Below are 25,980 nucleotides of genomic sequence, written 5' to 3'. Positions count from 1 at the left end.
CGCGGTGAACGCCGCTGCCGCCGCTGGCGAAGGGTCGACCGGACACCGTCGCTTCTTCGCGGACCTGTCGCTGCCGGCGGTCGTCGCTGGCTTCGTCGCGGTGCTGGTGGGCTACACCAGCTCGGTCGTGATCGTCTTCCAGGCGGCCCGCGCGCTGGGCGCCACCCCGGCTCAGCTGACGTCCTGGCTGTGGGCGCTGGGTCTGGGCATGGGGCTGACCAGCATCGGCCTGAGCCTGCGCTACCGCAAGCCGGTGCTGACGGCGTGGTCGACGCCGGGTGCGGCGCTGATCGCCTCGGCCGCCGCCGGCATGGACGGCGTCACCATGGCCGAAGGCATCGGCGCCTTCATGCTCTGCGCCGCCGCGATCGCCCTGGCGGGCTGGAGCGGTGTTTTCGAACGCGTCATGGACCGCCTGCCGCAGCCCATCGCCGCCGCCTTGCTGGCCGGCGTGCTGACGCGCTTCGCGCTCGACGCCTTCGCCGCCCTACGCACCGACCTCGCGCTGGTCGGCGGCATGTTGGTCGTCTACCTGCTTGGGCGGCGGCTCTGGCCACGCTACGCGGTGCCGGGCGTGCTGCTGGCGGGGCTGGCGATCGCCGCCGGGTTCGGGCAACTGAACCTCCAGGCGGTCGCGGCCCAGCCCGCCTGGCCTGTCTGGACCACGCCCGAGTTCACCTGGCGCGGCTTGATCGGCCTGGCGCTGCCGCTGTTCGTCGTGACGATGGCCTCGCAGAACCTGCCGGGCGTGGCGGCGCAACGGTCGGCCGGCTATGACACGCCGGTCTCGCCCGTCATCGGGACGACCGGACTGGTCAGCCTGGTGCTGGCGCCGTTTGGCGGCTACAGCTTCAACCTGGCGGCGATCACGGCGGCGATTTGCATGGGCCGCGAGGCCCACGAGGATCCTGCCCGGCGCTACACCGCCGCCGTCATGGCCGGCGTGTTCTACCTGCTGATGGCCCTGGCCGGCGGCGCGGTGGTCGGCCTGCTGGCGGCCTTCCCGAAGGCGCTGGTGCTGGCCGTTGCCGGGCTCGCGCTGCTGGGCACCATCGGTGCCGGCCTGGGCGCCGCGCTGGGCGAGCCACGCTGGCGCGAGCCGGCACTGATCACCTTCCTGGTCACGCTCAGCGGCGTCAGCCTGGGTGGCATCGGTGCGGCCTTCTGGGGTGTCGTCGCCGGCACGATCGCGGTCGCTGTGCAAAACTGGCGCGTTCGCCCATCGACCCCCTAGCCTGATCGCCTACCCATGGACCTGCTGTTCGTCGCCGACCCGATCGAGACCTTCAAGACCTACAAGGACTCGACCTTCGCGATGATGCGCGAGGCCGCCCGGCGCGGTCACGGCATCCTGGCTTGCGAGCCCCGCGACTTGGTTTGGCAGCACGGCGGCCGGGTCGTCGCCCGCAACACCCGCACGCTGGCGCTGACCGGCGACGCCGAAGACTGGTACGAGGTGCGCGAGACCGACACCGTCGCACTGGCCGACCTGGGTGCGGTGCTGATGCGCAAGGATCCGCCCTTCGACGCCGAATACGTCTACGCCACCCACCTGCTGCAGCAGGCCGAACGCGAGGGCGCGCGGGTTTTCAACCGGCCGCAGGCACTGCGCGATCACCCGGAGAAGCTCTCGATCCTCGAGTTCCCGCAGTTCACCGCACCGACCCTGGTCACGCGCGACGCACAGGCGATCCGCGAGTTCCACGCCGAGCACGGCGACGTCATCCTCAAGCCGCTCGACGGCATGGGCGGCATGGGCATCTTCCGGGTCGGACCGGACGGGCTCAATCTCGGTTCGATCATCGAGACGCTCAACCGCGAGGGCGCCCAGACCGTGATGGTCCAGCGTTACCTGCCAGCCATCGTCGACGGCGACAAGCGCGTGCTGCTGATCGGCGGCGTGCCGGTGCCCTTCTGCCTGGCCCGCATCCCGCAGGGCAGCGAGATCCGGGGCAACCTGGCGGCCGGCGGCAAGGGCGTCGCCCGCCCGCTGAGCCCGCGTGACCGCGAGATCGCCGAGGCCCTGGGCCCCGTGCTGGCTGCGCGTGGTCTGCTGCTGGTCGGTCTGGACGTGATCGGTGACAGCCTCACCGAGATCAACGTCACCAGCCCGACCTGCTTCCAGGAGATCACCGACCAGACCGGCTGCGACGTGGCGGCGCTTTTTGTCGACGCGCTGGAGGCGGCGCTGCACGCCTGAATCGTCGTCAGCGCCCGGATCTGAAAACCAGGCCCTCATGTCGGGGGTGTGACGTGGTCCGGCTTCCACAGCCAAGGGCGCGGCGCGAAGTTCCGAATTGACGCAAGGGGGGCGTCGGCCCAGTATCACGGAGTCGGGCCCTGGGGCCAGTCCCGGGGCAGTTCGCCGCAGGTGTCACGACGACGTGACCGCCTCCGCGAACCCAACCAGGAGCTCTCCGCTGTGCAAGCCTTCCCCTATGCGGCGCCCCGCTACCAGATCCGCCTGACGCGGGTCGACGATCCCTCCCTCTCCGATCCCGCCGACCCGATGGGCCTGGCCCGCGGCCGCGTCGTCGGTCTGCGCACCGCCACCGTGTTCCTCGAACCCGGCGAGGCCGATCAGGTCCTGCACGAATGGCTCGCCGGTGGTGACGGCGAGCGGGCCGGCCGTTGGCGCGGCGACGTCGTCCCGATGTTCGAGAGCCCGGCAGCGGCGGTCACCGTCGCAGGTTGAGTCGGCCTGGGCTGAACCCGGCGGAATGGCCACACGGCGCTCGCCCGGGTTTCCTGCCTGAAGGTGCGAGGGTGCGAGCGTGTACACTTCCGCGCCTTCCGGGGATTCCAAAGCCCGGCAGCCCTTCCACCGTTTTGCCTCGCGTGTCTGCCTTTCGGCGCGCATGACGTCCGCCCCGGGGCGCTCATGCGGGATCGATGTGACCGTCGCGTCTGCCGCACAGCGTCGATTCACAGACGGTCCGGTCCCAGATCCGTCCCAGCGAGGAGCCCCGTTGCCGGGTTACCAGGTCAAGTTCGAACAGGTCGAGGTCACAGGCGTGGCCGATCTGCACATCCGGTCGCTGCTCGATCGCCAGCAGTACGCCGATCCCGAAGGGTCGGCCGAAGCCATCGGCATCTCGTCGGCAGCCTGGCCCCTCTTCGGACTCGTCTGGCCCTCGTCGCAGGAACTCGCTTCGGTGGTCGCGCGCCGCCCGGTGCAGGTCGACGAAGGCATCCTTGAGATCGGCTGCGGGCTGGCACTGGCCAGCCTGGTCTGCCATCGCCGCGGTGCCCAGGTCACGGCCAGCGACTGCCACCCGCTGACGCGCCAGTTTCTCGACGAGAACGTGCGCCTGAACGGCATGTCGCCGATGCGCTACCGGCATGGCGACTGGGCCGCTGCCCAGGACGCTGACCTCACGCCGACCTGCGCCCAGGGCTCACGCCTGCAAGGCCGGTTCGAGCTGATCATGGGCAGCGACGTGCTCTACGAACGCGATGAAGGCGGCGTGCTCGCCACCTTCATCGAACGCCACGCGGCGGCCGTTGGCGAGGTCCTGATCGTCGACCCCAACCGCAGCAACCGCAGCCCCTTCCATCGCCGCATGGACGCCATGGGCTACGACCTCGACGAGACCGTGCTGCACGGCGGCGCCGAGGTTCGCGCCGGCTACCGCGGCCGCCTGCTTCATTACCGCCGCAGCCTGTCGTCCTGACGACGACCGGCCGCACACCCCACGCACAAACACGAAGGAGCCTCATTTGGCCAAGGAAGAACTCATTGAAATGCACGGTCAGGTCACCGAAGTCCTGCCCGACTCGCGCTACCGCGTCACGCTGGACAACGGCCACATCCTGATCGCCTACACGTCCGGCAAGATGCGCAAGCACCACATCCGCATCCTGGCCGGCGACGCGGTGTCGCTGGAACTGTCGCCCTATGACCTGAGCAAGGGCCGCATCACCTTCCGCCACATCGAGCGCCGTGCGCCGGGCAGCGGCGGTGCGCCGCAGGGTGGTTCGGGCGCGCGCCGTTCGCGCTGAGCCTGTCGACCGGATCCGGGTTGCGGCGCGGCTGACGCGCCGGCCTGTGCGAGCATCGCGCCCCCGAGCGCCCTCACGCTGACGACCTCCAGGCCACTTCCGGCCTGCGCCCCCGGATCCATGACCCCCGCCGACCTGCTCCTGCTGATCGCCGCCGCCAGTGCGGCGGGCGTGCTCAACGCCATCGCCGGAGGCGGCAGCTTCCTGACCTTTCCCGCCCTCGTCTGGACCGGCGTGCCGCCCATCGCGGCCAACGCCACCAGCGCGGTCGCGGTCTCGCCTGGCTACCTGGGCAGCGCGCTCGGCTTTCGTGCCGAGCTTGCGGCTCTGCCGCGTGCGCTGCTCTGGCGCGAGGGGCTGATCTGCGGCTTCGGCGGCGTCACCGGCGCGCTGCTGCTGTTGGTCACGCCGGCCAAGGTCTTCTCGGCGCTGGTGCCCTGGCTGCTGCTGTTCGCGACGGTCGTGTTCGCCGTTGGTCCCCGGCTGATGTCGGCCTGGCGCGCACGGGCTGGTGCGGATCCGGCGTCCGTCCTGTCGCCGGCCGCTTGGCCGCGCACGCTCGGGCTGCTGGTCGTGGCGGTCTATGGCGGCTACTTCAACGGCGGCCTGGGCATCTTGCTGATGGCGCTCTACACGTTGACCGGCGAGACGCGCATCCACACCGCCAATGCGCTGAAGAACCTCAACTCGCTGCTGCTGTCGCTGCTGAGCGTGGCGGCCTTCGCCTGGGCCGGTGCGGTGCATTGGCCGCAGGCGCTGGTGATGATGGTCGCGGCCACTGCCGGCGGCTTCGGTGGCGCGCGCATCGCCCGTCGCCTGCCGGCCGCCTGGGTGCGTGGCATCGTCATCGTGACCGGCGTGGTGATGTCGGTCGCGTTCTTCCTGCGCTGATCCGCCCGGCGCGGCCTCGCGCTCAGGCCCGTTGGCCCCGAGCCTGAGCCGACACCGCCGTCGCCGCGATCGAGGGGTCGCGCCAGCGCAGCAGCGCCGTGTGCCAGCGCTCGCGCACCGCCGCCAGGTTCTTCGCCTTGACGTGGCCGTAGCCGCGGATGCCGTCCGGCAGCTGGGCGATCTCGACCGCCTGCGCCAGCCGCTCGGCCGTCAGGCCGGCCAGCAACTGCTCGACGGTTGCCCGGTACTCGCCGATCAGCGCCCGTTCGGTGCGCCGCTCCTCGCTGCGGCCGAAGGGGTCCAGCGCCGTGCCGCGCAGGAACTTCAGCTTGGCCAGCCAGGGCAGGGCGCGGTGCATCCACGGACCGAAGGCGGTCTTGAACGGCTGGCCCTGCGCATCGGTGCGGCCCAGGATCGGCGGCGCGAGGTGGTGCACGATGCGCACCTCGCCCTCGAACATCGCCGCGATGCGCGCGTCGAAGGCTGGATCGGCGTGCAGCCGGGCCACCTCGTACTCGTCCTTGTAGGCCATCAGCTTGTGCAGGTTGCGGGCGACGGCCTCGGTCAGCCGGGTGCTGCCGAGCACCGCCTCGGCGGCGCGCACGCGCTCGACCAGCTCGACATAGGCGCGGGCGTAGCCGGCGTCCTGGTAGGCGCCCAGGGCCTGAACGCGGGTGGCGATCAGCTCGTCCAGCGAGGGCCGCTTGACGAACTGGATCACCTGCGCACCCTGGCTGCCGCCGGCCCGTGCGCTGACGTCGGCCAGGTCGACGGCGCAGCGCCGGCCCCATTCGAAGGCCGCCAGGTTGTTGGCGACCTGTGTGCCATTCAGCTCGATCGCCCGGCGCAACGCGGCGCGGCTGAGCGGGATGCGGCCGTGCTGCCAGGCGTGGCCCAGCAGCAGCGGGTTGGTGTAGATCGAGTCGCCCAGCAGTTGCGTGGCCAGCGTCTCGGCATCAAAGGCGACAACCTGATCAGCGCCGACGGTGGCGCGCAGCGAACGTTCGCAGGCCTCGGCCGGGAAGGCCCAGTCACGGTCGTGCACCAGCGAGGCGGTCGGTGTCCGGTGCGTGTTCAGGGTCACCCAGGTGCGGCCCTCGGCCATCACCGAAACGGTCTCCTTCTTGGCTGCAACGATGCCGTCACAGGCGATCACCAGGTCGGCCTTGGCGGTGTCGACCTTGGTGGTGTGCAGGGCGCTGGCGTGTTCGGCGATCTGGATGTGGCTCCAGGTCGCGCCGCCCTTCTGCGCCAGGCCGGCCGAGTCCTGCGTGACCACGCCCTTGCCGTCCAGGTGGGCTGCCATGCCCAGCAGCTGGCCGATGGTGATGACGCCGGTGCCGCCGACGCCGGCCACCACGATGCCCCAGGCTTCGGTGGCCATGGGCAGGCGCGGCTCGATCAGCGGCGGCAGGCTGTCCGGGTCGACACGGGTGTCCTTTTTGGGCTTGCGCAGCTGGCCGCCCTCGACGGTCACGAAGCTCGGGCAGAAGCCCTTCACGCAGGAGAAGTCCTTGTTGCAGGTGCTCTGGTTGATGCGGCGCTTGCGGCCGAAGGGCGTTTCCACCGGTTCGACCGACAGGCAGTTGCTCTGCGTCGAACAGTCGCCGCAGCCTTCGCAGACGGCCTCGTTGATGACGACGCGGCGGGCCGGATCGACCATCGTGCCGCGCTTGCGGCGACGTCGCTTTTCGGTCGCGCAGGTCTGGTCGTAGATCAGCACGGTGCAGCCGGTGGTCTCGCGCAGCTCGCGTTGCACGGCGTCCAGTTCGTCGCGGTGGCGGACCGTGACGCCCGGTGCCAGGCGGGCCTTGATGGCCGCGTCATCGCGGTAGCGCGCCGGCTCGTCGGTCACGATGACGATGCGGCGCACGCCCTCGGCGTCCAGCTCGCGGCTCATCTCCGGCACCTGGAGCGTGCCGTCGACCGGCTGGCCGCCGGTCATCGCCACGGCGTCGTTGAACAGGATCTTGTAGGTGATGTTCACGCCGGCGGCGATGCTCTGGCGCACCGCCAGCAGGCCCGAGTGGTAGTAGGTGCCGTCGCCCAGGTTGGCGAACACATGCGGCTCGGTCGTGAAGGGCGCCTGGCCAACCCAGGGCACGCCCTCGCCGCCCATCTGCGTGAAGGTGTTTGTCTCGCGGTCCATCCACAACGCCATGAAATGGCAGCCGATGCCGGCCAGCGCGCGTGAGCCTTCCGGGACCTTGGTGCTGGTGTTGTGCGGGCAGCCGCTGCAGAACCAGGGCGTGCGCTCGCCGGTGTCGCTGTGGGCGGTCTGCAGCGTGCGTTCCTTGGCGTCGATGACCGCCAGTCGCTGCTGCATGCGCGCGGACACGTCCTCGGGCACGCCCAGACGGGTCAGGCGCTTGGCGATGGCCTTGGCGATCAAGGCAGGCGTCAGGTCCAGCGTGGCCCGCAGCAGGCCGTGGGCGCTGGGATTGGGGCGGCTCCATTCGCCGCCACTGTGGTCGCCCTCGACCTCGTCGAACTTGCCGACCACGTCCGGGCGCACGTCGGCGCGCCAGTTGTAGAGCTCTTCCTTGAGCTGGTACTCGATGACCTGGCGCTTCTCCTCGACCACCAGGATCTCCTGCAGGCCGGTGGCGAAGGCGCGCGTGACGGTCGCCTCCAGCGGCCAGACCACGCCGACCTTGTGCAGCCGGATGCCAACGCGCCGGCAGGTCGCCTCGTCCAGGCCGAGGTCCGCGAGCGCCTGGCGGGTGTCGTTGTAGGCCTTGCCGCTGGCCATGATGCCCAGCCGGGCGTCGGGCGTGTCGATGACGGTGTGGTTGAGCCGGTTGGCCCGCACATAGGCCAGCGCGGCGTACCACTTGTGGTTCATCAGCCGGGCTTCCTGCTCGACCCGGTCGTCCGGCCAGCGGATGTGAACGCCGCCGGGCGGCATGGCGTAGTCCTCGGGCAGCACGATGGACACGCGGTCCGGGTCGACGCAGACCGTGGTGGCGCTCTCGACGACTTCCTGGATCGTCTTCATCGCCGACCAGACGCCGGCATAGCGGCTCATCGCGATCGCGTGCAGACCCATGTCCAGGATCTCCTGCACGCTGGCCGGGAAGAACACCGGCAGGCCGCAGGCCTTGAAGATGTGATCGCTCTGGTGCGCCGCCGTGCTGCTCTTGGCGACATGGTCGTCGCCGGCGATCGCGAGCACGCCGCCGTGACGGGCCGTGCCGGCCATGTTGGCGTGCTTGAAGACGTCGCTGCAGCGGTCGACGCCTGGCCCCTTGCCATACCAGATGCCGAAGACGCCGTCGTGCTTGCGCCGCGTCGGGTCCAGGTCCAGCTGCTGGCTGCCCCAGACGGCGGTGGCGGCGAGTTCCTCGTTGACGCCTGGCTGGAAGACGATGTTCTGCTTGGCCAGATGCGCCTTGGCCAGCCACAGCGCCTGGTCATAGCCGCCCAGCGGGCTGCCGCGGTAGCCGCTGATGAAGCCGGCGGTGTCCAGCCCGGCGCGGGCGTCGCGCAGCTGCTGGAGCATGGGCAGGCGGACCAGCGCATGGGTGCCGCTCATGAAGGCGCTGCCTTGCGCCAGGGTGTACTTGTCGTCGAGCGTGACGGCCTCAAGGGCGCGTCGAACAGCATCGGGCAGGGGGGCGTTCATGGCGGACTCCAGCGGCGCAAGGACAGCGAAATGATGCGCAAAGTCTAGACAGCCAGCCCCGACAGGTGTTTTCCATCTTTGCGCGGATTCACAGTCATGGCGCAAGAAATATGATCGGAAAGGACGAATGGAGAATCATCCTTGCCCGAATTGCCAAACCAAGGGAAAACCCGGAATCCTGTGATCGATCCGAAGTCCGAGCCGGGCGAGGCCAGCCACGATGCCGGGCTGGACCGCTACGACATCGCCATCCTGGGCGAGCTGCAGTGCGATGCACGCTTGTCCAACGCCGAGCTGGCCACGCGCATCGGCCTGTCGGCCGCGCCGACCTGGCGGCGTCTGCGCTGGCTGGAGCAGCAGGGCTACATCACCGGCTACCGCGCCGAGATCGACCGGCGCCGCATCGGACTGGGCGTGCTGGCCTTCGTGCGCATCGATGCCGATCGCAACGACGCCGAGGCGACCCAGGCGCTCGAAGCGGCGATCCGCGCCTTGCCCGAGGTGCTGTCCTGCCACTTCATCAGCGGCGCCGGGACCTTCGAGGCCCAGGTCGTCGCCACCGACATCGACGCCTATTCGCGCTGGGTGCGCGAGACGCTGTTCAAGCTGCCGCACGTCAAGGACATGCACACCAGCTTCTCGCTCGGCGAGGTCAAGGCCGGTCAGGTGCTGCCACTCGGGCACCTGCGCGGCACGGCGTCCTGACGCGTCGACCGGGGCGGCGTGCTCAGCGCGGCCAGAGCGCCCACAGCCGCAGCGGCTGCTTGGTGCGGCCGGCGCGGTCCTCGGCGCCGTCGCCCCAGCCCCAGTAGTAATCGGCCCGCACCGCGCCGACGATGGCGCTGCCGGTGTCCTGCGCCATCACCAGGCGTTGCAGCGGGCGGGCCGGCGGCGGGTTGAGCGACCAGGGCTGCGGCTCGGTCGAGGCCAGCCAGACGGGCGTGCCGTAGGGAATGCTTTCCTTGTCGACGGCGATCGAACGCCCGGGCGTCAGCGGCACGCCCTGGGCGCCGACGGCGCCGATGGACGGGTCGGGCAAGGCCTCCTCGCGGAAGAAGACATAACGCGGGTTGACGTTGACCAGCTCGCGTACCCGCTGCGGGTTGGCGCGGGCCCAGTCGCGGATCGCCGGCCAGCTGGCCTGCTCCAGCGTGAACGCGCCCTGCTGGACCAGCCAGCGGCTCAGTGGCACGAAGGGGTGGTCGTTGTTGGCGGCATAGGCGATGCGGACCATGCGGCGGCTGCCGTCAGGCTCGGTCAGCATCAGGCGGCCGGAGCCCTGGACCTGCACCAGCGTGGCGTCCAGCGGGTCGGCAACCCAGGCGATCGCCTTGCCCTTGAGCGCACTGATCGCGGCGGGCAGGGTGTCGATCTGGGCGCGGGTGTACCAGGGCTTGCGCGTGGCAAGGTCAGCCGGCGGCGCGTACAGCGGCACGGTCTGGCGGGCGGTGCGCACGCGGCTGGCCTCGATCAGCGGCTCGAAGTAGCCGGTCATCAGGCCGTCGACCTGACCGGTCGGCCCTTCGACCCGCCAGGGCTGCAGCCGGCTGGTCAGGAACTGGCGGATGCGGGTCTCGTCGGCGGCCGGGCCGATCGCGCGGGCGGCGTCACAGACCGGCGCCCAGGCGCTGGACTGAACGGCGCCGGCCGCCGGCAGGCGGTCACAGCTGCGCAGCAGTGCCGGCCAGGCGAGCGTCAGGCTGTCGTCGTTCCAGCCGGGCAGGGCGCTCCAGTCGGCACGCACCCAGCGGCCGCGGCCGGTGGTTCGCACCGGCTCGTTCGCGCCGGTCGGATCGGGGCTCGGACGGGTCTCGGGCGGCGTCGTGACGGGCGTTTCGACCGGCGCAGGCGGGATGACCGGCGCCGGCGAGGTGCAAGCCGACAGCAGCAGGATCAGGCCCAGCAGGCTGCCTAGAATCGCGCCGCCCTCGGGCTGGCGCTGGGTGCGCTGGCGGTGTCGCAAGGGCGTGGCGGGCTCGTGGAGCGGGAAGGAAACGGACATGTGGCTCATTGTGCTGGAAGCCCTCGGCGCGGGCGCCCTGCTGGTCGGCATCGTCTGGTGGACGATGTTCTCGGGCCGTCGCAGCGGTGAACGCATCGACGACGATCCGCCGCCCTGAGCCCGACCGGCCGGTCACGCCGGCCGCACCTGTGACAAGGCCCGCAGCGCATGCTGCGGGCCTTGTCGGGCCACCCGGTCCGGGGCCGGAGCCCCGTCTGATCACTTCGGCAGCGTGTTCCAGTGCCGCAGCAGGGCCCGCAGCGCCTCGGGCTTGTTCTGCGGCGCCGCGTTGCCGGCCTGGTCGGCCTGGTTGGCACCGTGGCAGGACGCGCAGACCCGCACCTCGCCCGGCTGGAAGGTCACCCAGACACGTTCCCGCACGATCGGCGTGCCGACGGTGTCGGTGGTCTGCCAGGTCAGCGCACGGCGGGCCGGCACGAAGGCAGCGGTCGAGCCATCGGCGGCGATCTTCACGCTGCCCACCGGGCCGGACGTGTTCGGCGCGTTCTTGCCGGCCGCGTCATGCATGGGCTGCGCGATCGGGCGACGGCCGCTGCGGCTGGTGTAGCCGCGCACCTGATCGGCCTGGAAGATCTGGTAGTGCGAGACGTCATAGACCTTGCCGGTATTGCCGACCGTCTTGACGCCGCCGGGCACCTGCAGGTTGTAGGGCTGCTGCTTGTCGGCGCGGTCCCGCGAGGTCTGGTTGCGGGTCACGATCAGGGCCAGGTTGTTGGTCCGCATCCAGTTGCGCAGGGCGGCCTCGTCGACACCTTCCTCGGTCAGGATGGACTTCTCGGGCGTCGGGATGGCCGGGGCGGTGCGCGTGACCGGGCGCAGGCGGGCGACCACCTCGACCGGCTCCAGTTCCCACAGCTTGCCGGTGTAGGACTTCTGGACGTCCGGATCCCACCAGCTGACCGTCTTGACGATGCCACCGGTCAGCGAGACGCCGGCCGTGTAGCGGGCGCTGGTGGCGTTCCAGGCCAGCTGCTTGATCGTGAACTCGACGCTGGTCGGCGTGCTGACGTTGGTGCTCGGCGTGTGCACCGCCAGCATCTGGCCGTCGGTCAGCGGCAGCGGGTTGCGGTAGCGGCCGCCGGCATTGGCCGGATCGGTCGCGTCGACCACCGCCATCTGTTCCGGATTCAGGCCGACATAACCCTGGAACTTGACGATCTGGCTCGCGCCGAGTTCACCGAACTCGCGTCCGAAGATCGCGTAATAGGTGCCCGGGTTGCGCGGATCCTCACGCAGCTGGAACAGGCCGCCGTCGTTGCGGATGAATTTCTTGTTGGCCGTGAAACCCGCGTTGGTGTAGTCCAGCAAGGCGCTGTCGCTGCTGAACGAGCGGGTGAAACTGCCCAGCTGGAATTCCTGCCGGCCGACGTGGTTGAGGGTTTCCTCGTCGCTGCCGTCCTCGTTGACCTGCCACGGCGTGAAGATGTTGAAGGTGTAGCCGTTGACCGGACCGTAGGCGCTGGTGCTGGCGGTGCGCGGCTCGGGGAAGACCTCGCTGGCGCTGGCGAGCTTGGCGGCGTTGGCCGCTTCGCTGGCCATGTTGAAGTGGCCATAGGTGCCGGCGTCGGCCTGCTGGTCACGCTGCAGGTGGTCCCAGCGGGTGTAGATGATGCGGCCGGCGCTGTCGATGAAGGGCGTGAAGGCGCCGCTGACGGCGTGGTTGACCAGGCGCAGGTCGCCGGTGGCCGGTGCCAGGCTCCAAATGCCGGTGTTGGTCGGCGTGCTCTCGTACTCGTCGAGCTGCGGGTAGAGGTGGGCCTCGCCACCGCGCGGCCGGTCGGACGTGAACAGCACGCGGTCGTCGGTGCCGTAGAACGGCGTGACGTTGTTGTAGGTCGCCGGCTGGTTGGCCACCTTGGTGATGCGCACCGTCTCGCCCTTGCCCAGGCCGCTGACCTCGTAGATCTGCCAGTTGGCGCTGACGTTGAAGTACTGCTTGGTCGGCGCACCGATGACCATGCTGAACAGCGCCTTGGTGCCGCTCCAGTGCACCGACGGGTCCCGCACCGCGATCGCGTTGGCGCCCTGCAGGCCGGTCGTGCCGTAGCCGGCCTCCGTGGTCAGGCTGCGCAGCGTGCCGTCCGGGTAGCGGATCATCAGATCGCCGCCGCGTGGGGTCAGCTTGATCGAGGTCAGGTGGTTGGCGAAGGTGCCCATGCGCGACGAGAAGTCGGTCGAGGTCGGCACCTGGGTCACGAACAGGATCGGATTCTTGACGCTGGCGGCCGTGCTGCCGGGCGTGGGGGCCGGAGCCGGAGCCGGCACAGGTGCCGGGGCGGGTGCTGGCGTCGGGGCCGGTGCGGGAACAGGCGCCGGAGCCGGCGCCGGGGTCGGCGCAGGCGTGGGAGCCGGCGTGGGCGCAGGGGTCGGGGCCGGTGCCGGAACAGGTGCCGGAGGACGGTTGCGCCGCCGCAGCGCTTCGGCGTCGGTTGCGCTGGCGGTGCTGTCGGCGCTGGCGGTGTCGGTCGATTCGCCACCGCCGCAGCCGCTCAGCAGCGCCGCGGACGAGGCCAGCGCGGCCAGGGTCCAGAGGGCGTGCAGGCGGCGCAGCCGGGCGGTGGGGTTGGCGTGATTCATCGGGTATCCCTGTGTGGTTCGTGGCGCGCCGGGCCTATCGCTGCGCAGCGCTGTGCATGAACCTCACTATCGACGTGCCGGCCGCACCGGCCGTAACGAAAGGAATCCCACCCGATTTGCTTACCGATATTTGCAGCTTCGAAAGAATTGCAAAACCCGCGGGCGCCTTGGGTATCAGGTTTGCGGAAAAGTTTGCAGTTCTGCGTGGTTTGCGTGCCGAAACTGTCGCAGGAGTTTGCCGGCTTGTGCCCAAAGGTGTTTCGGGCGGTCGGCGGTGGCACCTTGCCGATACAGCTGGGAAACGATTCCGGTTTCGCCCTGCTTATTCCGGCGTTCGATCGCTTGACAGGATCGACGGCGGTTGGGTCGTGAGATGCTCCGGCGTCGGCCCGGCCGGCGGTCGCAGGAAGCTCATCGGCTGGCTGCGCAGGCGCGACCGGAGCGCCGCCTGCAGGCGCCCGCGATCCTGCAGGCGCAGGCCGCGCGAGCGCATCGCCACCCGGAAGGCGAGCACGAAGCTGACCAGCAGGTTGAGCGCTCCGACCAGCGGCACGGCGGCGAGGCACCACCAGAAATCCGGCTCGCGCAGCACGGCCCAGCCGAGCGCACCGGCCGCTGCAGCGATCTGGCCAGCGCCGAGCGTGACGTGGCGGACCTCCAGCGGCAGGCCGAAGAACAGCGCCAGCGCCGGCACCAGGCCCAGCATCAGGCCCAGCGAGACATTGGCCGCGAGCCCGGAGATGTTGCTGCGCCACCAGGTCGCCCAGCGCTGCGCACGGGCCTGGCCCAGCAGCTGGACGATGCGCGGGTTCCAGGCGATGGCGCTGTCGATGCGGTGCAGCACGAAGGCGTTCTCGATCCAGCCGGCGATCAGGCTGGAGCCAAACAGCAGCACGCCGGTGAAAGCGGCGAACAGCAGCGTCGGTCCGAGCAGCGTCAGGTGGGCGAGCACGTAGCGGCCCTCCTCGACGCTGATGGCCGGACGGCCGAACACCGCCGCTGTCGCCAGCTGCAGGGTCAGCACGATCGGCACGACGGCCGCCAGGTTGCCGACGATGCCGGCCATCTGGCTGCGGATCAGGTGCGTGACCTCGTCGACAAAGGACTCGACCTGTTCGTCGTCCAGGCTGCCGCCCTCCAGCTTGGCGGCCATGGCCGGCGCCGTCATGGCCGGCTGCTTGGTCGCCAGCGTCCAGCCCAGCAGCTGGATCAGCACGAAGCTGCCGGCGTAGTTGATGCCGGCCCAGAAGCCGCCCCAGAAGGCGGAGAAGCCGAGTGCTCCGATGGCCGACTTCAACAGGGTCGTGCCGGCCACCACCGCGCCGCCGCCGCAGGCCCGCCAGAGCATGCTGCGGTATTCCTCGCGGTTGCGGGTGATGTAGTGCTCGCCGGTCTCGGCGCTGCGCTCGGTGACCTTGCGCGCCAGCAGCGAGTAGTGGCGCGCGAACAGCCGCCGCAGCCCGCGCCGGTCCTGCACCGCCTGGGCCAGCTCAACCATCAGGCCGGGCCAGTCGCGCTCGGGCTGCGGGCTGGTCAGCAAGGTCAGCAGGGTCTCGATGCGGCGCACCCGCTCGCGCAGCTGGGCCACCTCGAAGACCACGTCGACCGACACGCCGCTCTCTTCCAGATGGGCGCGCACCGAATTGGCCGCCCGGCGGCATGCGTGCAACTGGATGCGCAAGGCATCGGCCTGACGCTGCAGGCCATCGGGCGCGGCGTGGCCGTCCAGGTCGGCCATGTCGGCGAGGTGCTGGGCGCTCTGCGCCAGGTGGTGGAAGGGACGCTGGGCCAGCAGGCGCTCGTCCATGCGCGGACGCAAGGTGCCCGACAGGCCGGACGCACGCACCTGCGCGGCCAGCAGCTGGATCGAGTCCAGAACCGCGCCGCGCCAGTGCGCCGACAGGTCCTCGTCGACCAGCAAGCGGGCCAGCCGGCGCCAGGTCACGGCATCGACCTGACCCAGCCAGCGGGCGTCGTCCGGGTGGCGGAACACCAGCTGGAACAGCTCGCCGAGGTCGGCCGTGTCGGGCGTGCCCGGCAACAGGGCACGGCGCATGCGCTGGCCCAGCTCGCTCATCAGCGAAGCGCGTGGCGCGAAGCCGAAGTCGGCCAGCAGCGCGGCGACGTCGGTGCCAGTCAGGGCCGAGCGCAGCAGCTGACGCACCGGTTCGGCGTGCTGGGGGTGGCGCTCCAGCACGTTGAGCAGGTGGCGCAGCCGGCGCAGCGGCCAGGGGCTGACGTCGCCATTGCTCGCTTCCGGGGTGCCGGGCTGGGTGCGCAGGTCGGCGCGCAGCTCATTGCGGTTGCCGGGCTGAGGCGGCGCGCTGCGCAGCCATTCGACCAGCCGGATCAGCCAGAGGTGACGCTCGGGGCGGCTGGCGCGGGCATCTGCGGCGTTGAGGAGGGCGGTCAGGTCCCAGGCCCGCGGGGACCAGCGCCGTCGCAGGGCGTCGATCAATGCAGCGCGTGCGCCTGGCCGAGTTCGAAGGCCGGGATCGGGGCTTCGAACCAGTGGGCGTCCTCGGTGATGCAGAAGAAGGTGCCGCGCATGCGACCGTGCGGCGTCGCCAGCCGGGTCCAGCTGGTGTATTCGAACCGTTCGCCCGGCCGCAGCAAGGGCTGGTGGCCGACCACGCCCAGGCCGCGCACCTCTTCGGTGTGGCCGGCGGCGTCGCTGATCAGCCAGTGGCGGCCGATCAACTGCGCCGGCACGTCGCCGCTGTTGCTGATCACGATCGTGTACGCGTAGGCATACACGCCGCGTGCCGGGTCGGATTGCTCGGCGAGGTAGTCCGTCTTCACCGAACAGCTGAAGGAGGGTGCGCTCATGCGGCGGATCATAGTCCGGCATCCCTAAAATCACTGGATGACTGCCTCCACCGCCCACCACGCGCGCATCGCGCCCTCCATCCTCTCGGCCGATTTCGCCCGTCTGGGCGACGAGGTTCGACACGTGCTCGCTGCGGGCGCCGACTGGATCCATTTCGACGTGATGGACAACCACTACGTCCCCAACCTGACCTTCGGCCCGATGGTCTGCCAGGCGCTCAAGAAGCACAGCGTCAAGCCCGACGGCACCCCCGCGCCGATCGACGTGCACCTGATGGTCAGCCCGGTCGACGACCTGGCGCTGGCCTTCGCCAAGGCCGGCGCGGATCTGGTCAGCTTCCACCCCGATGCCAGCACCCACGTCGACCGCACCTTGCAGCTGATCAAGGGCGCCGGCTGCCAGGCCGGCCTGGTCTTCAACCCGGCCGCCAGCCTCGACGTGCTTGAGTACGTGCTCGACAAGGTCGACCTGATCCTGATCATGAGCGTCAACCCCGGCTTCGGCGGCCAGAGCTTCATCGACAGCGCGCTGCGCAAGATCGAGCGGGCCCGCAAGCTGATCGACGCGAGCGGCCGCGACATCCGCCTGGAGGTCGACGGCGGCATCAAGGTCGACAACATCCGCCGCGTCGCCGACGCCGGGGCCGACACCTTCGTGGCCGGCAGCGCGATCTTCAACGCGCCCGACTACAAGGCCGTCATCGACGCGATGCGCGCCGAGCTGGCGCGGTGAGCCGCACGGTCCTGACGCTGCAGGGCTGGCCGATCGAGGCGGCCATCGTCGACCTGGACGGCACGATGGTCGACACGCAGGGCGACTTCGTCGTCGCGCTCGGCCGGATGCTCACCGAGCTGGGCCTGCCGGGTGTCGACCGTGCCTTCGTGTCGCTCACCGTGGGCAAGGGCAGCGAACACCTGATCCGCCGTACGCTGGCCCATGTCGGCGCGGCCGACGTCGATGCGCTCTACGAGCCGGCCTGGGCGGCCTACCAGCGCCACTACCTGGCGATCAACGGCCAGCATTCGCAGGTCTACCCTGGCGTCGTCGAGGGCCTGGCGCGGCTGCGCTCGCTGGGTCTGCCGCTGGCCTGCCTGACCAACAAGCCCGGCGACTTTGCCCGGCCGCTGCTGGCGCGCAAGCGGCTGGACGGCCACTTCGCACACGTCTTCGGCGGTGACGCGTTCGCCCGCAAGAAGCCCGACCCGTTGCCGCTGATCGAGACCTGCCGCGCGTTGGGCACCGTGCCGTCGCGCACGCTGATGGTGGGCGACTCGCGCAACGACGCCGAAGCGGCGCACGCCGCCGGTTGTCCGGTCGTGCTGCTGCGCCACGGCTACAACCACGGCGAGCCGATCGAGGCGGTGCCCGCGCTGGCCCATCTGGACCGGCTCGACGCACTGGCCTTCGACTAGACTTCGTGACCATGTTCCGCTCACGGAAACGGACCCTCGTCCGTCACCTCATCACGCTGCCCGGGTCGCACGACCGGGGAGCCTGGCCCTGGCGTCGCTGAGCCGCGCCGGCCGCGTGGTTGCCTGCTGGACGAGCAGCCCACGTTGATCCGCATCGCGCCATGTCGCCATGGCGCAGAGACCGGATCTGCACCCTCGGCGGTGCCCGTCCCCCGAGCCTCATCCGTATCAATCGACCGCCCGGAACCCCCGTGTCGACCGGCCCTGCAGGGCTTCGATGCGTGTGCCTACGGCGCGTCCCAGGAGCCGAACCGTGATCACCGAACTTGAATTCCAGAGCCTGGCCCGCGAAGGCTACAACCGCATCCCCCTTGTCAGCGAGGCCTTCGCCGACCTCGAGACGCCCCTGTCGCTGTACCTCAAGCTGGCCGGCGGACGACCGCTGAGCTTCTTGCTCGAATCGGTCGTTGGCGGGGAGCGCTTTGGCCGCTACTCCTTCATCGGCCTGCCTGCGCGCACCTTGCTGCGCACCCGCGAAGGCGTCACCGAGGTCGTCACCGACGGCGTTGTGGTCGAACGCCACGAGGGCAACCCGCTTGACGTCATCGAGGCCTACCAGCAGCGCTTCAAGGTCGCGCTGCGCCCGGGCATGCCGCGCTTCTGCGGCGGGCTGGCCGGCTATTTCGGCTACGACACGGTGCGCTACATCGAGAAGAAGCTGGCCGACACGCGCCTGCCCGGCGGCATCGGCACGCCCGAGATCCAGCTGCTGCAGACCGAGGAGCTGGCGGTCATCGACAACCTCTCGGGTCGCCTCTACCTGATCGTCTACGCCGACCCGCGCCAGCCGGAGGCCTACTTCAAGGCCAAGCGCCGGCTGTCCGAGCTGGCCGATCAGCTGCGCTACAGCGTGGCCGCGCCGCAGGTCCGGCGTGGCGCCTCGCACCCGGTCGAACACGAGACCCGCCAGGCCGACTTCGAGGCCGCCGTCCTCAAGGCCAAGGCGTTCATCGCCGCCGGCGACTGCATGCAGATCGTGCTGGGCCACCGTGTGCACAAGCGCTACACCGAGAGCCCGCTGTCGCTCTACCGGGCGCTGCGTTCGCTCAACCCCAGTCCCTACATGTACTACTACGACATGGGCGACTTCCAGATCGTCGGCTCGTCGCCCGAGATCCTGGTGCGCCAGGAGGCCCGCGAGGTCGACGGCAAGACACAGAAGATCGTCACCATCCGCCCGATCGCCGGCACCCGCCCGCGCGGCGCGACGCCCGAGCTGGACGCGCGCCATGAGACCGAGCTGCTGGCCGACGCCAAGGAACGCGCCGAGCACCTGATGCTGATCGACCTGGCCCGCAACGACATCGGTCGCATCGCCAAGACCGGCACCGTCAAGGTCACCGAGGCCTTCGGCATCGAGCGTTATTCGCACGTCATGCACATCGTCAGCAACGTCGAGGGCGTGCTCAAGGACGGCATGAGCAGCCTGGACGTGCTGCGCGCCAGCTTCCCGGCCGGCACGCTCAGCGGCGCGCCCAAGATCCATGCGATGGAGATCATCGACCAGCTCGAAGGCAGCGAGCGCGGCATCTACGGGGGCGCCTGCGGCTACCTCAGCTATGCCGGCGACATGGACGTGGCCATCGCGATCCGCACCGGCGTCATCAAGGACCAGACGCTCTACGTCCAGGCCGGCGCCGGCGTGGTTGCCGACTCAGTGCCCGAGCTGGAGTGGAAGGAGACCGAGGCCAAGATGCGCGCGGTCATCCGCGCGGCCGAGCTGGTCGAAGAAGGCTTCTGAGCGCGAAGGGGAAGAACATGCTGCTGATGATCGACAACTACGACTCCTTCACCTTCAACCTCGTGCAGTACTTCGCCGAGCTGGGCGAGGACGTGCGGGTGCACCGCAACGACGAGATCACGCTGGCCGAGATCGAGGCGATGAAGCCCGATCGCCTGGTCCTGTCGCCGGGCCCGTGTTCGCCGGCCGAAGCGGGCATCTGCATCGACAGCATCCGGCACTTCGCCGGCAAGCTGCCGATCCTGGGCGTCTGCCTGGGCCACCAGAGCATCGGCGCTGCGCTGGGTGGCAAGGTCGTGCGCGCGCAGGTCCAGATGCATGGCAAGACCGAGACCATCACCACCGACCAGCAAGGCGTGTTCGCCGGTCTGCCGCAGCAGTTCAGCGTGGTGCGCTACCACTCGCTGGCGATCGAGCGCGCGTCGCTGCCGGCCGATCTGGTCGTCACTGCCACCAGCGCCGACGGCGAGATCATGGGCGTGCGCCACCGCACGCTGGCCATCGAGGGCGTGCAGTTCCATCCCGAGTCCATCCTCAGCGAACACGGCCACGCGATGCTGCGCAACTTCCTGACGCAAGACCGGGTGAGCGCATGAGCACCGACGCCGTCATGTCCACCATCGACCTGCGCAGCGACACCGTCACCCGCCCGACCGCCGCGATGCGCGAGGCCATGGCCCGCGCGCCCGTGGGCGACGACGTCTTCGGCGACGACCCGAGCGTCAACGCGCTGCAGGCGCGCATGGCCGGGCTGGCCGGCTTCGAAGCGGCGCTGTTCATGCCCTCGGGCACGCAGAGCAACTTCTGCGCGCTGCTGGCGCACTGCCAGCGCGGCGACGAGTACATCGTCGGCCAGCTCGCCCACACCTACCGCTACGAAGGCGGCGGTGCGGCGGTGCTGGGCAGCATCCAGCCACAACCGCTGGCACAGGACGCGCAAGGCCGCATGGCGCTGGGCGACATCGCCGCGGCGATCAAGCCCGACGACGCGCACTTCGCCCGCAGCCGCCTGCTGTGCCTGGAGAACACCTGGAACGGCCACGTCATGCCGGCTGACTATCTGGCCGAGGCGACGGCACTGGCGCGCGCTCGTGGCCTGGCCTGTCACCTCGACGGCGCGCGGGTGTTCAACGCGGCGGCTGCCAATGCCGGGCAGGGCGGCGACATCATGGCCGCGCTGCGCGACATCACGCGGCACTTCGACAGTGTCTCGATCTGCTGCTCCAAGGGCCTGGGCGCGCCGATCGGCTCGGTGCTGTGCGGCAGCCGCGAGCTGATCGGGCGGGCCCACCGCATCCGCAAGATGGCCGGCGGCGGCCTGCGCCAGGCCGGCCTGCTGGCCGCCGCGATCGACCATGCGCTGGACCACCATGTCGAACGGCTGCACGACGACCACCGGCTGGCGCGGCGGCTGGCCGAAGGGCTGTCCGGCATCGACGGCCTGGTGGTTCGCAGTGCGGCCACCAACATCGTCTTCGTCGATGTGGCCGACGGTCGCGGACCGGCGCTGCTGGCCTGGCTGGCCGAGCGCCACATCCTTGCCACTGGCCTGATCGGCCTGCGCTTCGTCACCCACCTGGACGTCGACGCCGCCGGCATCGACGCCACGGTGGCGGCGGTGCGCGCCTTCTTCGCGGCGGGGCGCCACGCAGACGCTGCGCCCGCAGCCGCCCCTGTTGCCCCTGTCGCCCCGTATTGATCCCCACACGAAGCGAGCCCGCCATGCCCATCACCGACCACGAGGCGCTGACCCGCGTCATCGAGCACCGCGAGATCTTCCACGACGAGATGCTGGCGCTGATGCGTCGCATCATGAGCGGCGAGATGAGCGCGCCGATGATGTCCGCCATCCTCATCGGCCTGCGCGTCAAGAAGGAGACCATCGGCGAGATCACCGCAGCCGCGCAGGTCATGCGCGAGTTCTCGGTCAAGGTGCCGGTGGCCGATCGCAGCCATCTGGTCGACATCGTTGGCACCGGCGGTGATGGCTCGCACACCTTCAACATCTCGACCTGCAGCATGTTCGTCGCGGCCGCCTGCGGCGCGCGCGTGAGCAAGCACGGCAACCGCAGCGTCTCCAGCAAGTCCGGCAGTGCCGATGTGCTGGAGGCTCTCGGCGTGAGCCTGTCCTTGCCACCGGAGGCGATCGCGCGCTGCGTCGCCGAGGTCGGCATCGGCTTCATGTTCGCTCCCAATCACCACCCCGCCATGAAGAACGTCGCACCGGTGCGGCGTGAACTGGGCGTGCGCACGATCTTCAACATCCTCGGGCCGCTGACCAACCCGGCCGATGCGCCCCACATCCTCATGGGCGTCTTCCACCCCGACCTGGTCGGCATCCAGGCCCGCGCGCTGCAGCGCCTGGGCGCAGAACACGCGGTCGTGGTCTATGGCCGCGACGGCATGGACGAGGTCTCGCTGGGTGCGTCCACGCTGGTGGGCGAGCTGGTCGACGGCGGCATCCGCGAGTACGAGATCCACCCCGAGGACTACGGCCTGCGCATGGCCAGCAGCCGGGCGCTGAAGGTCGAGACGCCGGCCGAGTCGATGACGCTGCTCAAGGCGGTGCTGGACAACCAGCCCGGCGCGGCGCGAGACATCGTCGTGCTCAACGCCGGCGTGGCGCTGTATGCGGCCGACGTCGTGCGCAGCATCGCCGACGGCATCGAGGCGGCCGACGCCGCCATCACCGAAGGCCGTGCGGCAGCCAAGCTCGACACCTTCGTGCGGCTGAGCCAGTCGCTCAAGCCCGCCGCCTGAGGACCGCACCATGAGTGACATCCTGCAGAAGATCGTCGCCACCAAGCGCGAGGAGATCGCCGCTGGCCGGCTGCAGCGCAGCGAGGCTTCGTGGCGCGACGAGGCCGAGGCGCGCGGCGCCGACACGCGCGGCTTCACCGCCGCACTGCGCGCCAAGGTCGCGGCCGGTCAAGCGGCGGTGATCGCCGAAATCAAGAAGGCCAGCCCCAGCAAGGGCGTGATCCGTGCGGACTTCCGTCCCGCCGAGATCGCCGCCAGCTATGCCCGTCACGGCGCGGCCTGCCTGAGCGTGCTGACCGACGTGTCCTACTTCCAGGGCCACGCCGCCTACCTGCGCGAGGCCCGCGCGGCCTGCGCGCTGCCGGTCCTGCGCAAGGACTTCATGGTCGACGCCTACCAGGTCCACGAGGCCCGCGCGATGGGCGCGGACTGCATCTTGCTGATCGCCGCCTGTCTGGACGATGCGCAGATGGCCGACCTCGAGGCGGTCGCTCTGGCGCACGGCATGGATGTGCTGGTCGAGGTCCACGATGGCGCCGAGCTGCAACGCGCCTTGCGCCTGAAGACACCGCTGGTGGGCATCAACAACCGCAACCTTCGCACCTTCGAGGTCACGCTCGACACCACGCTCGGCCTGCTGGCAGACGTGCCGGCCGACCGGCTGCTGGTGACGGAGTCCGGCATCCTCGGCCCGGCCGATGTTCAGCGCATGCGCGCTGCCCGCGTGCACGCCTTCCTCGTCGGCGAGGCCTTCATGCGCGCCGACGACCCGGGCGCGGCGCTGGCAGCGCTGTTCGCCAGCTGATCCGGTGGTCCAGCAAGGCCTGGGGCTGGACGAGCCGTCGCCCGACAACCGCTTGCGGCAGCCGCTGCGCGCGGCCTTTGCGGAAGTCGCGCCGGGCTGGCGTGGTGTCACCGACGCGTGGCTGGCGACGCCGGCCGGCGAGGCCTTGTGCGATGCGGTCGATGCCCGTGTCGCGGCCGGTGCAGTGGTCTACCCGGCGCGGCCGCTGCGTGCGCTGGCAACGGGCGGGCCCGGCGCCGTCCAGGTCGTCATCCTGGGACAGGACCCGTACCACGGCCCGGGCGAGGCCGAGGGGCTGGCCTTCTCGGTCGCCCCGGGCGTGCGCATCCCGCCGAGCCTGCGCAACATCCACGCCGAACTGCAGCGCGAGCTGGGACACGCGCCGCCGCGTCACGGCAGCTTGGCCGGCTGGATCGGGCAGGGCGTGCTGCTGCTCAACACCTGTCTCACGGTCGAGGCCGATCGCCCCGCCAGCCACGCCAAGCTGGGCTGGCAGGGCTTGTCCGACGCGGTGATCGGCGCCCTGGCGGCCGACGCCGCCCCGAAGGTGTTCTTGCTCTGGGGTGCTCACGCGCAGTCCAAGCAGGCGCTGATCGATGAACGTGGATCGGGTCGGCATGCGGTGCTGGCGTCCAACCACCCCTCGCCACTGTCGGCCCGCCGTCCGCCGGTGCCCTTCATGAGCAGCGCACCCTTCGGGCGTGCCGACGCGTGGCTGCGTGCGCAAGGGCGTCCGGGCGTCGACTGGCGGCTGGACTGATGCACGGTGCTTGCGGCCGGCGTTGCCTTGTCGACGCGTCAGCTGCGGGCCTGCCGCACCGACACGGTCCTGTCGCATGACCGCCTCATCATCACGATCTGTCGCGAAGGTATTGCGCAAACTGAATCGCGTGATAAACTCGCGGGCTCGCTCCGGAGGGGTGCCCGAGTGGCTAAAGGGGGCAGACTGTAAATCTGTTGGCTTACGCCTACGCTGGTTCGAATCCAGCCTCCTCCACCAGAGCGGACCTCATTCGAGAGGTGGTCCGATGGACAAACGACCTTGTGGTCGGTGTCCATCGGGCTGCTTCCAGGTTGTGGTCGCGGACCGGTTGTTTGGGTCGGGCGGGAGTAGTTCAATGGTAGAACCTCAGCCTTCCAAGCTGATGGCACGGGTTCGATTCCCGTCTCCCGCTCCAGGTGCCGACAGGTGGTCTGAAGCGGGTTGAAGAAGAGTGGTGATGTTGTCGCCATCGGTCTGCGCGTCTTGCGTGTAGACCCGTGTCGATGCCCATGTGGCTCAGTGGTAGAGCACTCCCTTGGTAAGGGAGAGGTCGCGCGTTCGATCCGCGCCATGGGCACCACCTTCTTTCCTTCTCTTCTTTCTTGCTCGATCGCGTGATCGGCGCAATCAGGAGTCTGAGCATGTCCAAAGAAAAGTTTGAACGGACCAAGCCGCACGTCAACGTCGGCACCATCGGCCACGTCGACCACGGCAAGACCACGCTGACCGCAGCGATCACGACCGTGCTGTCGAAGAAGTTTGGCGGCACCGCCAAGGCCTACGACCAGATCGATGCGGCGCCCGAAGAAAAGGCCCGCGGCATCACGATCAACACCGCGCACGTCGAGTACGAGACGGCCAACCGTCACTACGCGCACGTGGACTGCCCGGGACACGCCGACTACGTCAAGAACATGATCACGGGTGCCGCGCAGATGGACGGCGCGATCCTGGTGTGCTCGGCCGCTGACGGCCCGATGCCCCAGACCCGCGAGCACATCCTGCTGAGCCGCCAGGTGGGCGTGCCTTACATCATCGTCTTCCTGAACAAGGCCGACATGGTGGACGACGCCGAGCTGCTGGAGCTGGTGGAAATGGAAGTCCGCGAGCTGCTGAGCAAGTACGACTTCCCCGGCGACGACACCCCGATCGTCAAGGGTTCGGCCAAGCTGGCGCTGGAAGGCGACACGGGCGAGCTGGGCGAGCAGGCCATCATGAAGCTGGCCGATGCGCTGGACAGCTACATCCCGACGCCCGAGCGCGCCGTGGACGGCGCCTTCCTGATGCCGGTCGAAGACGTGTTCTCGATCTCGGGCCGCGGCACCGTGGTGACGGGCCGTATCGAGCGCGGCATCGTCAAGGTCGGCGAGGAAATCGAGATCGTCGGCATCCGCGACACCCAGAAGACCACCTGCACCGGCGTGGAAATGTTCCGCAAGCTGCTGGACCAGGGCCAGGCTGGCGACAACGTCGGCATCCTGCTGCGCGGCACCAAGCGCGAAGACGTGCAGCGCGGCCAGGTGCTGTGCAAGCCGGCTTCGATCAAGCCGCACACGCACTTCACGGGCGAGGTCTACGTGCTGAGCAAGGAAGAAGGCGGCCGCCACACGCCGTTCTTCAACAACTACCGCCCGCAGTTCTATTTCCGCACGACCGACGTGACCGGCTCGATCGAGCTGCCGAAGGACAAGGAAATGGTCATGCCCGGCGACAACGTGTCGATCACCGTCAAGCTGATCGCCCCGATCGCGATGGAAGAAGGCCTGCGCTTCGCCATCCGTGAAGGCGGCCGCACCGTCGGCGCCGGCGTCGTTGCCAAGATCATCGAATAACAAGAGTCGGCCGCAGGGGTATAGCTCAATTGGCAGAGCGTCGGTCTCCAAAACCGAAGGTTGGGGGTTCGATTCCCTCTGCCCCTGCCACACCCGCCGACTGATCCGGCGGGTTGCTACCCGACTCGAACGAGGCCCGCGGGACGTCTACGCCCCGGCGGGCTTTGCTGCTGATGGCGGCGATCACCGTGATCGCAGGGCCTGACCGTTGGAATCACATGTCCAGTCAAGAAGTCGAAACCGTCTCCACCGCCGCTGACAAGGCCAAGCTGGCCGTCGCGGCGCTGTTGATCGTCGGCGCGATCGTGGCTTTCTATGCCTTGAGCAAGCAGGGTCCTCTGGCTCAGTGGGCGGCGCTGCTGTTGCTGCTGGGTGGCGCGGTCGCCGCCTTTCTCACGGCCGAACAGGGCAAGGCGCTGATCGCGTACGGCCGTGAATCGGCCCGCGAACTGCGCAAGGTGGTTTGGCCGACCCGCAAGGAGGCCGGTCAGATGACGGCCTACGTGTTTGCCTTTGTCGTCGTGATGGCCCTTTTCCTGTGGCTGACGGACAAGACCCTCGAATGGGTGTTCTACGACCTGATCCTCGGCTGGAAGCGCTGATCGGCACGTGCCGATCAATGACGCTGACCGCCACCACGAAAGACCAGGGACTCCCGC

The 25,980-nt window shown here is 69.6% G+C and carries 22 protein-coding genes and 4 tRNA genes; 21 read left to right on the top strand and 5 right to left on the bottom strand.

The window, feature by feature from the left end:
• Positions 1–4: 4 nt before the first annotated feature.
• The 6 genes from EV685_RS10390 to EV685_RS10365 all read left to right on the top strand — a co-directional run bounded on the left by EV685_RS10390 (position 5) and on the right by EV685_RS10365 (position 4,893).
• On the top strand, positions 5–1,234 hold the full coding sequence (locus tag EV685_RS10390; RefSeq protein WP_130482353.1) for a benzoate/H(+) symporter BenE family transporter: 1,230 nt from the start codon (positions 5–7) through the stop codon (positions 1,232–1,234).
• 15 nt (positions 1,235–1,249) lie between these two features.
• Entirely contained in the window at positions 1,250–2,200 is a 951-nt protein-coding gene (gshB, locus tag EV685_RS10385; protein WP_130481944.1) for a glutathione synthase, read from the top strand.
• A 222-nt stretch (positions 2,201–2,422) separates the two neighbouring features.
• Complete coding sequence (locus EV685_RS10380; protein WP_130481943.1) at positions 2,423–2,695, top strand: hypothetical protein; 273 nt, start codon at positions 2,423–2,425, stop codon at positions 2,693–2,695.
• Between the two features lie 274 nt (positions 2,696–2,969).
• Complete coding sequence (locus EV685_RS10375; protein ID WP_130481942.1) at positions 2,970–3,674, top strand: class I SAM-dependent methyltransferase; 705 nt, start codon at positions 2,970–2,972, stop codon at positions 3,672–3,674.
• A 46-nt stretch (positions 3,675–3,720) separates the two neighbouring features.
• Positions 3,721–4,002, top strand: a complete 282-nt coding sequence (infA, locus tag EV685_RS10370) for a translation initiation factor IF-1 (protein ID WP_130481941.1) — start codon at positions 3,721–3,723, stop codon at positions 4,000–4,002.
• 120 nt (positions 4,003–4,122) lie between these two features.
• On the top strand, positions 4,123–4,893 hold the full coding sequence (locus EV685_RS10365) for a sulfite exporter TauE/SafE family protein (RefSeq protein ID WP_130481940.1): 771 nt from the start codon (positions 4,123–4,125) through the stop codon (positions 4,891–4,893).
• Between the two features lie 22 nt (positions 4,894–4,915).
• Here the strand turns inward: EV685_RS10365 and EV685_RS10360 are convergent, their stop codons facing one another.
• Positions 4,916–8,518 carry an indolepyruvate ferredoxin oxidoreductase family protein gene (locus tag EV685_RS10360; protein WP_130481939.1) on the bottom strand — a complete coding sequence of 1,201 codons (3,603 nt, stop codon included), beginning with the start codon at positions 8,516–8,518 and terminating at the stop codon, positions 4,916–4,918.
• Positions 8,519–8,698: 180 nt separating this feature from the next.
• Between EV685_RS10360 and EV685_RS10355 the strand changes: the two genes are divergently transcribed.
• Complete coding sequence (locus EV685_RS10355; RefSeq protein ID WP_165396770.1) at positions 8,699–9,223, top strand: Lrp/AsnC family transcriptional regulator; 525 nt, start codon at positions 8,699–8,701, stop codon at positions 9,221–9,223.
• A 22-nt stretch (positions 9,224–9,245) separates the two neighbouring features.
• Here EV685_RS10355 and mltA read toward each other — a convergent pair whose 3' ends face one another.
• From mltA to apaG, 4 genes are all read right to left on the bottom strand, one after another.
• Positions 9,246–10,520 carry a murein transglycosylase A gene (gene mltA, locus EV685_RS10350; RefSeq protein ID WP_420820822.1) on the bottom strand — a complete coding sequence of 425 codons (1,275 nt, stop codon included), beginning with the start codon at positions 10,518–10,520 and terminating at the stop codon, positions 9,246–9,248.
• Positions 10,521–10,739: 219 nt separating this feature from the next.
• Entirely contained in the window at positions 10,740–13,118 is a 2,379-nt protein-coding gene (locus EV685_RS10345) for an HzsA-related protein (protein ID WP_207224803.1), read from the bottom strand.
• Between the two features lie 322 nt (positions 13,119–13,440).
• Positions 13,441–15,576, bottom strand: coding sequence for a site-specific recombinase (locus tag EV685_RS10335; RefSeq protein WP_130481935.1), 2,136 nt, complete (start codon positions 15,574–15,576; stop codon positions 13,441–13,443).
• A complete protein-coding gene (gene apaG / locus EV685_RS10330; protein ID WP_130481934.1) occupies positions 15,573–15,947 on the bottom strand; it encodes a Co2+/Mg2+ efflux protein ApaG in 375 nt (124 codons plus the stop codon). Before apaG ends, EV685_RS10335 begins: the two co-directional genes overlap by 4 nt.
• Positions 15,948–15,984: 37 nt before the next feature.
• On the opposite strand from apaG, the gene rpe reads away from it, so the two are divergent.
• The 14 genes from rpe to secE all read left to right on the top strand — a co-directional run bounded on the left by rpe (position 15,985) and on the right by secE (position 25,923).
• Entirely contained in the window at positions 15,985–16,680 is a 696-nt protein-coding gene (gene rpe, locus EV685_RS10325) for a ribulose-phosphate 3-epimerase (RefSeq protein ID WP_130481933.1), read from the top strand.
• The gene (gene gph, locus EV685_RS10320) at positions 16,677–17,360 is read left to right on the top strand and encodes a phosphoglycolate phosphatase (protein ID WP_275938345.1); all 684 of its coding nucleotides are present in this window, start codon (positions 16,677–16,679) and stop codon (positions 17,358–17,360) included. The genes rpe and gph overlap by 4 nt, the downstream gene beginning before the upstream one ends.
• 313 nt (positions 17,361–17,673) lie before the next feature.
• Positions 17,674–19,161 (top strand): anthranilate synthase component I, encoded by a 1,488-nt coding sequence (gene trpE / locus EV685_RS10315; RefSeq protein WP_130481932.1) that lies wholly within the window; start codon positions 17,674–17,676, stop codon positions 19,159–19,161.
• Between the two features lie 17 nt (positions 19,162–19,178).
• Positions 19,179–19,757 carry an anthranilate synthase component II gene (locus tag EV685_RS10310; RefSeq protein WP_130481931.1) on the top strand — a complete coding sequence of 193 codons (579 nt, stop codon included), beginning with the start codon at positions 19,179–19,181 and terminating at the stop codon, positions 19,755–19,757.
• Positions 19,754–20,860 (top strand): low-specificity L-threonine aldolase, encoded by a 1,107-nt coding sequence (gene ltaE, locus EV685_RS10305; protein WP_242615529.1) that lies wholly within the window; start codon positions 19,754–19,756, stop codon positions 20,858–20,860. Before EV685_RS10310 ends, ltaE begins: the two co-directional genes overlap by 4 nt.
• Positions 20,861–20,883: 23 nt before the next feature.
• Positions 20,884–21,921, top strand: coding sequence for an anthranilate phosphoribosyltransferase (trpD, locus tag EV685_RS10300; RefSeq protein ID WP_130481930.1), 1,038 nt, complete (start codon positions 20,884–20,886; stop codon positions 21,919–21,921).
• A 10-nt stretch (positions 21,922–21,931) separates the two neighbouring features.
• Positions 21,932–22,726, top strand: a complete 795-nt coding sequence (gene trpC, locus EV685_RS10295; RefSeq protein WP_130481929.1) for an indole-3-glycerol phosphate synthase TrpC — start codon at positions 21,932–21,934, stop codon at positions 22,724–22,726.
• A gap of 25 nt (positions 22,727–22,751) precedes the next feature.
• Positions 22,752–23,486, top strand: a complete 735-nt coding sequence (locus EV685_RS10290; RefSeq protein WP_420820825.1) for a uracil-DNA glycosylase — start codon at positions 22,752–22,754, stop codon at positions 23,484–23,486.
• Between the two features lie 154 nt (positions 23,487–23,640).
• Positions 23,641–23,726: transfer RNA gene (locus EV685_RS10285), tRNA-Tyr, on the top strand.
• A gap of 104 nt (positions 23,727–23,830) precedes the next feature.
• Positions 23,831–23,904 (top strand) — tRNA-Gly (locus EV685_RS10280).
• 90 nt (positions 23,905–23,994) lie between these two features.
• A tRNA-Thr gene (locus EV685_RS10275) sits at positions 23,995–24,069 on the top strand.
• 61 nt (positions 24,070–24,130) lie between these two features.
• A complete protein-coding gene (tuf, locus tag EV685_RS10270; RefSeq protein ID WP_130481887.1) occupies positions 24,131–25,321 on the top strand; it encodes an elongation factor Tu in 1,191 nt (396 codons plus the stop codon).
• Between the two features lie 14 nt (positions 25,322–25,335).
• Positions 25,336–25,411, top strand: a tRNA-Trp gene (locus EV685_RS10265).
• Between the two features lie 128 nt (positions 25,412–25,539).
• A complete protein-coding gene (gene secE, locus EV685_RS10260) occupies positions 25,540–25,923 on the top strand; it encodes a preprotein translocase subunit SecE (protein ID WP_130482349.1) in 384 nt (127 codons plus the stop codon).
• Positions 25,924–25,980 lie beyond the last annotated feature (57 nt).

The sequence above is a fragment of the Sphaerotilus mobilis genome (assembly GCF_004216565.1).
Taxonomy (GTDB): domain Bacteria; phylum Pseudomonadota; class Gammaproteobacteria; order Burkholderiales; family Burkholderiaceae_C; genus Sphaerotilus; species Sphaerotilus mobilis.
Note: the sequence above shows the minus strand (reverse complement) of the source record. Positions and strands in the feature narration are given on the sequence as shown.